The sequence below is a fragment of the Bacillus cereus group sp. MYBKT111-2 genome (assembly GCF_051915205.1).
Classification (GTDB): Bacteria; Bacillota; Bacilli; order Bacillales; family Bacillaceae_G; genus Bacillus_A; species Bacillus_A paranthracis.
In genome coordinates this window covers 1-8574 of sequence record NZ_JBQAEG010000021.1, presented here as the reverse complement: position 1 = coordinate 8574, position 8574 = coordinate 1, and the positions used below count along the sequence as shown (strand labels likewise).

Below are 8574 nucleotides of genomic sequence, written 5' to 3'. Positions count from 1 at the left end.
CATCCTGAGCCAGGATCAAACTCTCCAATAAAGTTAGTTTGTCTAGCATCATAAAATAAAAATTGACGTTTCACGTTGTTTGTTTCGTTCAGTTTTCAAAGAACTACTTAGCCGCTCATTTGCGACTTCCTTATGTTAACATTTTCATCTTTCAATGTCAACTAAGTTTTTTATTTCGTTTGTCGCTTTCGACGTTGTTGTCATCGGCGACTTTTCCTATATTACACCTCTATACTCTAATCGTCAATACCTTTTATCCTTTTTATTTTATAAATTATAAAGCGTATTTTTATAATCCTTCCCTAAAGATTAATAAACTAGTACAGTCACTTTCATAATCGACAGTTTCTACTTTCTAAAGAATGAATATCAAGCCAAACAAATATATATTAAAAGTAGCCTTTTCATTTCGATTACATTCACAATTATCTCCTACCACTTCTCTCTAGGAATTATAAATACACCATACCTTTACTAAAAATCTAATTAACTTAGGAGGCGTTATGAAATGCATGTTAATAAGAAAATCATTTATGTATCCCATGATGCCCATTTCCACGGAGCACAGCTGCTTTCTTTACATACTATTAAAGCTCTTAAAGAAAATTTTCATTACTCCGTCGCAATTATTTCTATTGGAACGGGCATTTTAATCCACGATTTTCAAAAGTATGGTCCTGTTTATTGCCTAGAGGAAGATTACCCAACGGACAAAAAGATCGAATCATTAATAAAGAAGTTATTATCACAAGACTATACCATCGCCATATGTAGTACCGTCATAAGTGGTGACATAGTTGCATTACTAGCTAAACATAATATAAAAGTTATTTCATTAATACATGAATTGCCGCATTTAATACAACAATACTCTGCTGTGGGAAAGGCTAGAAACATTGCCCAATTTGCTTACAAAATTGTCTTTCCTTCACAGTACGTGTATGAAAAATTCCTTACAATCACCCAATTAGACCATCAAAAGTGCCACATCCTCCCTCAAGGTTTGTTTAACCACAATCCTTATAAGAACAACATTGCAAAAGCGCGAAACGAATTACGAAAAAAACACAACCTGCCTCTAGATAGCAAAATCATTTTGGGGGTAGGTTTCGCTGATCATCGAAAAGGGATAGATTTATTCTCACTTATTGCTTACTCAGTAAGAAAGATTCATAGAAATATTCATTTTATCTGGGTTGGGAAAACAGATGTTCACTTTTTAAAAACGCTATCACCAAGATATACAGCACATTTCACATTAGTGGAGCCTACTCCAGATATCGGTTTATATAACGCTGGGGCTGATTTATATTTATTAACTTCAAGAGAAGATCCTTTCCCAAACGTGGTTTTAGAAGCATTAGATACAAAAGTCCCTGTTATAGGGTTTAAAAATGCTGGAGGTTTTGGAGATGTTGTTACGGAACAAACCGGTGCATTAGTAGACTATTTAAACTTACCGATGATGCTGGAAAAAATATATGAATTTATCGGGGATGAAGATTTACGATTACAGAAAGGGACCTTTGGCCAAGAACTTATTGAAAAAGATTTCAACTTTCTTGATTACGTTTATCAATTATTAAACTTGCTTGAGCATAATTATAAAAAAATAAGCGTCATTGTACCGAACTATAATTACGAAAAATACTTACCGGAACGAGTTAAATCAATATTAAATCAAACCTATCCCCTTTACGAACTAATTTTCCTAGACGATGCCTCTACTGACAATAGCGTATCTATATTTGAAAAGCTGCTCTCAAATGAAAATAAACACCACCTGAAAGTTCAGCAGATTATTAATGATAAAAATTCTGGTTCTGTATTTAAACAATGGATAAAAGGTGTCTCTGCAGCAACCGGTGATTATATTTGGATTGCTGAGGCCGATGACTTATGTGATCAGACATTTTTAGAAGAAGTAATACAAGGGTTTCATATAGATAGTGATGTTGCCTTAAGCTACACACAATCAAAACAAATAGATGAACAAGGAAATATCTTGGCCAATCATTATTTGAATTACACAAATGATATCGATAAGGAAAAATGGCAGAGTTCTTATATCCGAAAAGGGATAGATGAAATACAAGATACGTTATTTATCAAAAACACCATACCTAATGTCTCAAGTGTAGTTTTTAAAAACATAGATATAAAAACAATAGCAAAACAATTGCAAAAGTTTAAAATAGCTGGTGATTGGTTTTTCTATGTTTCTCTCCTTAAAGAGGGGAACATTTATTTTAATCCAAAACCTCTAAACTATCATAGACGACATACAAATAGCGTAACAAGAACAGAAGATTCATATTCCCATTACAGTGAAGTTGTACAAATGCAGAATTTCATTAAAGACACCTTTACTATCGACGACATTTCAAAAAAGAAAATGTATGCATATAGAAAGTACCTTGAAACATATTTGAAGGTTTAATTATATATTTTCTTTATCATCAGTAGCTCTTTTAAGACATTACTATTATTTAAGGGGTGTTACTCTTTGAAAGAATTTATAGAGGCAAATAAACATTTGATTTCTCAAATTGCACAAAAATACAATGTAAGTGCAAATATCCACCCAGAGGATCATATCTTTCAATTCCTTGTCACAAATCCAGTCTTTCCATCTAAAAAAGAAGCAATAGATTATTATTTTAAAGATGGAAAAAAATCAGCAGAAACACTCTTAGATTTAATTACTTCCTTTTATCCTCCTGTAGACACTCCAATTCAATTATTAGAATTCGCATCCGGATATGGCTGCGTAACACGTCATTTATTAAATCAGCAAATGAACTTAAGTATAACTACTTGCGATATACACGAAGAGGCTATTACTTTTATTAAAAACACATTACATACTTCATCTCTATTATCTCACCCTGAACCAGAACAAGTAAAATTAGCCTCGTCTACGTATGATATCGTTTTTTGTCTATCCTTTTTTTCTCATATGCCTGATACAACTTGGTTTCGTTGGCTTCAGACATTGTATAACGCTGTTTCCCCTGGCGGCTTATTCATTTTCACAACTCATGGATATCAAAGTAAAAAGTACTTCGGCTTTCCTGCTTTAAATGAACGGGGTTATTGGTTTCTTCCCTCTAGCGAACAACTCGATTTAGATGTTCATCAATATGGGCAAACGATCGTTAGCCCCTCTTACGTATGTGACAAAATTAAATTATTACCTTATAATCCTATTATCAAAAAATACACTGAAGGTTTTTGGTGGGCACATCAAGATCTTTGGGTAATAAAAAAAGAAATAAAATAATAAACCACGCTCTACTTATACAGAAGTAGGGCATGGCTTATTATTTTTTACTATATAAGAACTCTTCAATCCATAGCTTATTTAATCTAATTCCACTTTTGAAATCCACTTTCGGTTCCCAATTACATTCTCGTCTTACTCTATCTATATTTAAAATGATTTTTTGAACGTTTTCTTGCTTTTGTTTATAGCAGATAAAGTCCACTTTTCTTTCCGTTAATTTCTCCAATTCTACTATAATTCGTTTTAAAGAGAGACCCTTTCCGCTGCCTATATTATACACACAAAATTTCAAGTGATTTAATTGCGATAGTTGTATAGTAACTTCCACTAAATCATCGATATAAATATAATCTCGAATAATTTCTTGTGGATTCCCATATATATTAATCTTTTCATTACTGAGATGCTGATACAAAAAACAATTTATTGCTCCAACTTTCTTTAACGGGTTTTGATATTTTCCATACGGATTAGAATATCTACATACAACATAGTCCATTCCATATTTTTTCTTATAAAAGTACAAATAATTTTCAAGCGACACCTTTGTTATTCCATAAGGAGAAAGTGGTTTTAATGGATGTTCCTCATCAATAGGCAGATATTCCGGTTCACCATAAACTGTGCCTCCAGAAGATGCTAATACGATTTTTTTAATGGGGAAATTTTTAGCACTTTCCATGAAATTAAGAAAAAAAAGGCTACTGTTTATATCTCCGAAAACATCTTCAATTGAAGTTGTTACATTAGACGTTGCAGCTAAATAAATAATAATATCCACATTCACTAAGGCTTTATATATATCTTCAACATTTGCTAAATCACCTTTAATAAATTCAACCTCACTTATAATATTTTGAGGAAAATTATTTATATGTCTGGAAAATACTTTTACATTTTGGCCTTTTTTCAATAAACCTAATGCGAGGTTAATACCAATGAAACTATTTCCACCTACTATTAAATAATTATTCTTCCGCATAATATCCTCTCTAGTAATAAGATTTTTGCTTATCACACCTAGAAATACAAATAAATAAACTTAGTCAATTCTATTATTGAGTCTCTTATAATTGTATGCCCCTTATAAATTTTCATTATCTTTATTTTATATTTTCCCTTTAGAATCACTACCTTATTTAAGCCGCCCGAAAAAACATTCATAATATTTACTCATTCCTATGAATATATTGGATTAGTAAAAGCTTTCCCCTTCTCCATAAATAAAACTTTCAAAAAGGAGCACTACATGTATGAAGAATGTAAATCAAGAGCTTTTAAATCATGTAATTCTACATAAAAATCGAATCCCACATTTCCATAAAGACTTTCCCCTTATACTATTCTGGAGCCATAGAAGCGGATGCACTACTTTAGCTAATTGGTTCTTTTTTCAAATCGGATTGTTTAATGAAGCAAAGAAATACCATGACTTTATTCATTACTATGAATTCTGGGTATATAAAAACAACACCAACTACATACCAGAGTTACAAAATGGGCTTCTAACAGCAGAAAAAGCTGTTTGTAAACTTGTACGAAATCCCTATACAAGGGCCGTCAGCTCATTTTTATTACTTGCTGACAATCCATATGCAATTCCTCAATGGGAAAGTATCCGCCAGTATTTATATAATGACAAATATAGTAACCGAGGAATATCATTTAAACAATTTTTATATTACGTTCGAGCATTAGGTCCCAATTCCGTAGCAATGGACATACATTTTAGTCAGCAATACGTTCCGGGTGAAGAAAATTTCATCCAACACTATATTCCTTTAGAAGATTTTAATACACAAATCACCAAAATAGAACATACGTATGATTTAGTTAAATCTAATTTAGCGCTACTTACAAATTCAGATCATCATCGCTCTCATAAAATGATGTATACAGGAAGCTATGCAGAGCTCAGCATTACAGATGCGGCCTTCCCTCGCTTTCCGACATATAAAAGTTTTTATGATGAAGAAACAATGGCATTAGTTACAGAAATATATGCACAAGACTTTGAAATGTATCCGTACACAAAAGGGATATTTTAAATTGATACACTCTTCAATGAATAAAAGCGAATGTATCGCATAGCATAAATTGAAACTTTAATTAGAGAGGGGTTCTCCCCTGCTAATTATTCCCTTCTACCAATTTTACTGTTATAGATTCCCTAAATTTCACCTACCCTCTTTGAATTCACTAATTATTGACGCATGTGCCATATACATTTTTTACACAGGAGTGATGTCATGTGGAAGGTAATTTGAAACATAATAACGGATATTGTGTTATTTGTGAGAAGGAAACTACATTTATAGAGCATAACGATTGGCTTAGAGATCACTACTTATGTTCTACATGCCACTCTATACCAAGGCAGCGAGCTTTAATTCATGTTTTAAATACATTTTTTCCGAAATGGGGTTCCTATCATATTCACGAATCCTCACCTGGGGGGATTACAACTCAACTACTAATAAAAAACTGTAAAAACTATACATACTCTCAATACTTTAAAAACTATCCTCTCGGCCAATACTTTCAAGGGATTAGATGCGAGAACTTAGAAAACATGACTTTCCAAAATGGATCTTTTGATTTGTTCATTACTCAAGATGTCTTTGAACATGTAATGGAACCAAACAAAGCCTTTAAAGAAATAGAGCGTGTATTAAAGCCTGGCGGTGCTCATGTGTTTACTGTCCCTTGGTACCACACACTTCCAAAAACTTTGCAAAGGGCAAGAATCAATGAGGATGGAATTGAGTATATTGAAGAGCCAATTTATCACGGAAATCCTATTGATGAGAATGGGTCTTTAGTAACATTTGATTGGGGCCAAGATATGATTGAATATATTTATACACATGCAAATATGTATACCCTAGTTTATTTACAAAAGGATAAATCACTAGGCTTAGATGCTGAATTTTTACATGTTTTTATTAGTAGAAAACAAGAAAATGATTTTTAGGCACCATATAATTTGGAGGTTAACAAATGGATGACTTTAAGTTAGGAAGTGATTTTGATAACCTTGTTAGCCCGCTTTCTGATGTTGAACTTCTTCATCTATTTATACAAAGTTGCTCACAAACAAAGATAAATGGTATCCCAGTACCTATGTTCCCCCCTGAAGAAATTCAACAACAGTTTGTAGGTGCTTCCTATGAACATGCTCTTTATGAAGCATATTTGTTTTATAGACTTGTAAAAACATATGCCCATAATTTAGGCGTTCCCTTGAATAAAGAACGGAAAATTTTAGACTTTGGTTGTGGCTGGGGAAGAATCATACGCTTCTTTTTCAAAGATGTTCGCCATAAAAATTTACTTGGTATTGATGTAGACCCTGTAATGATTAACCTTTGTAACGAAACGTTAGGAAGAGGCAGATATAAAGTAGCTCCCCCACACCCTCCTGCAGAATTTATTAATGACAATTCATTAGACATCATATTCGCTTATTCTGTATTCTCACATTTATCCGAAGAAACTGCAGAAAATTGGATAAAGGAATTTTCAAGAATTCTTCGTCCAGGTGGAATCCTCGTCGCCACAACACAAGCGCGCTATTTTCTCGATTTTTGTCAACAATTTAAGGAACACCCTGAATTAATTCAGACAGGATGGCATAAAACTTTATCTCAAGCTTTTCCAGATATAAATCGTGCCATCTCGGATTATGAAAGCGGCAATTTCGTCCACAGCCCTACGGGAGCTGGAGACGTTAGAAATAGTAGCTTCTACGGGGAAACCATTATACCTAGAACTTATATTAAAAACCACTATGAGAAGTATTTAAAGCTGCGGGACTTTTTCGATGATGCAAACCGATTACCCCAAGCCCTATTTGTTCTCCAAAAAGATTAACTCTTTTCGCTCATTGTATAATGAAGATCATTTTATATTTCAGCCGTATATATTAAATCATTAAAGATTTCCATATCAAGCAAACTGTACAAAAAAATTCATTATGAGGCATAAACAGAGTAAGTAAATAACGGTTCTCATGCTTTAACTAGATTCGAAAAATCAAAAATAACTTCCCACCACTTGAACTACGAAGCACATAAGGGGGATATATCTTGAAAATAATTGCTTTTTACTTACCACAGTTTCATCAAATAAAAGAAAATGACCGATGGTGGGGAAAAGGTTTTACTGAATGGACAAATACTAAAAGTGCACGACCTTTATTTTCAGGACATTATCAACCTAGAGAACCTTATCAAGATTTTTATTACGACTTAACCACCCCATCCGTAAGAAAATGGCAAGCAGAAATTGCCAAAGCACACGGCATATATGGTTTTTGTTATTACCATTACTGGTTTAAAGGGAAGAGGCTATTGGAGAGACCATTTAATGAGGTACTTCAGATGGGCGAACCAGATTTTCCATTTTGCCTATCTTGGGCAAATGAACCATGGACAAAAACTTGGGATGGTCTTGATAGTCACATATTAATGCCTCAAAATTACGGAGGGTTATCGGATTGGAAAGAACACTTTGATTATTTATTACAAGCTTTCCAAGATGAGAGGTATATCCGTATAGATAATAAACCACTATTCATTATTTATCGTCCTGGGCATATACCTAATTGTGAGCAAATGCTTAACTACTGGAATACACTCGCACAAGAAAATGGTTTGACAGGTATATACTTTGTAGAAACATTAAACAGCTTCCCACTTCCTAATATAAATGGGTTCGATGCTAGCATTCAATTCGAGCCTTTTTATACAATTGCTCATGATAGCTCTTCAGACATAAATAAAACAATATATGAGTCTGGTAAACAAATAAACGCTTGGGATTATGATAAAGTTTGGATGTATATACTAAAGCGATCTCCTCCAGAGAAAAAAACATTTCCCGGTGCCTTTGTTGACTGGGATAACACAGCACGCCGCAAAGATTTAAATAGCAGCATTTTCGTAGGCTCTACTCCTGAGAAGTTCACGATATATTTAAGTAAGCAAATCCAGCGTACCTATTCTCTTTACAACAGCGAGTTTTTATTTATTAATGCGTGGAATGAATGGGCAGAAGGTACTTACTTAGAACCAGATAAAAGGCATGGCTTTGCCTATTTAGAAGGAGTTAAACAAGCAATTAACAGAGGCATGAAAGCATACAAAAAAGACGAGTCATTCTGACTCGTCTTAAGCTTGCTTGGCGACGTCCTACTCTCACAGGGACAAGGTCCCAACTACCATCGGCGCTAGAGAGCTTAACTTCCGTGTTCGGTATGGGAACGGGTGTGACCTCTCTGCCATCAT

General features: G+C 33.7%; 7 protein-coding genes and 1 rRNA gene. 6 read left to right on the top strand and 2 right to left on the bottom strand.

Annotation, left to right across the window (positions count from 1 at the left end):
- Positions 1 to 508: 508 nt before the first annotated feature.
- Together ACTFNE_RS27165 and ACTFNE_RS27160 are read left to right on the top strand one after the other, a co-directional pair.
- Positions 509 to 2440, top strand: a complete 1932-nt coding sequence (locus ACTFNE_RS27165) for a glycosyltransferase (RefSeq protein ID WP_046199655.1) — start codon at positions 509 to 511, stop codon at positions 2438 to 2440.
- Between the two features lie 66 nt (positions 2441 to 2506).
- Complete coding sequence (locus ACTFNE_RS27160) at positions 2507 to 3283, top strand: class I SAM-dependent methyltransferase (protein WP_046199654.1); 777 nt, start codon at positions 2507 to 2509, stop codon at positions 3281 to 3283.
- 40 nt (positions 3284 to 3323) lie between these two features.
- On the opposite strand, the gene ACTFNE_RS27155 is transcribed toward ACTFNE_RS27160, so the two are convergent.
- Positions 3324 to 4268: an NAD-dependent epimerase/dehydratase family protein gene (locus ACTFNE_RS27155; protein WP_001230823.1), complete on the bottom strand. Its 945-nt coding sequence runs from the start codon at positions 4266 to 4268 to the stop codon at positions 3324 to 3326.
- A gap of 271 nt (positions 4269 to 4539) precedes the next feature.
- Between ACTFNE_RS27155 and ACTFNE_RS27150 the strand changes: the two genes are divergently transcribed.
- The 4 genes from ACTFNE_RS27150 (at position 4540) to ACTFNE_RS27135 (ending at position 8451) form a co-directional block, all read left to right on the top strand.
- Positions 4540 to 5334, top strand: a complete 795-nt coding sequence (locus ACTFNE_RS27150) for a sulfotransferase family 2 domain-containing protein (RefSeq protein ID WP_046199653.1) — start codon at positions 4540 to 4542, stop codon at positions 5332 to 5334.
- A 203-nt stretch (positions 5335 to 5537) separates the two neighbouring features.
- Positions 5538 to 6260 carry a class I SAM-dependent methyltransferase gene (locus ACTFNE_RS27145; protein WP_046199652.1) on the top strand — a complete coding sequence of 241 codons (723 nt, stop codon included), beginning with the start codon at positions 5538 to 5540 and terminating at the stop codon, positions 6258 to 6260.
- Positions 6261 to 6286: 26 nt separating this feature from the next.
- A complete protein-coding gene (locus ACTFNE_RS27140; protein WP_046199651.1) occupies positions 6287 to 7159 on the top strand; it encodes a class I SAM-dependent methyltransferase in 873 nt (290 codons plus the stop codon).
- Between the two features lie 215 nt (positions 7160 to 7374).
- Entirely contained in the window at positions 7375 to 8451 is a 1077-nt protein-coding gene (locus ACTFNE_RS27135) for a glycosyltransferase WbsX family protein (protein WP_046199650.1), read from the top strand.
- 14 nt (positions 8452 to 8465) lie between these two features.
- Here the strand turns inward: ACTFNE_RS27135 and rrf are convergent.
- Positions 8466 to 8574 (bottom strand): 5S ribosomal RNA (rrf, locus tag ACTFNE_RS27130); the annotation flags it as partial.

Coding starts and splice junctions, on each gene's coding strand:
- ACTFNE_RS27150 (WP_046199653.1), top strand. CDS start 4,540: ATGAAGAATGTAAATCAAGAGCTTTTAAATCATGTAATTCTACATAAA.
- ACTFNE_RS27165 (WP_046199655.1), top strand. CDS start 509: ATGCATGTTAATAAGAAAATCATTTATGTATCCCATGATGCCCATTTC.
- ACTFNE_RS27140 (WP_046199651.1), top strand. CDS start 6,287: ATGGATGACTTTAAGTTAGGAAGTGATTTTGATAACCTTGTTAGCCCG.
- ACTFNE_RS27155 (WP_001230823.1), bottom strand. CDS start 4,268: ATGCGGAAGAATAATTATTTAATAGTAGGTGGAAATAGTTTCATTGGT.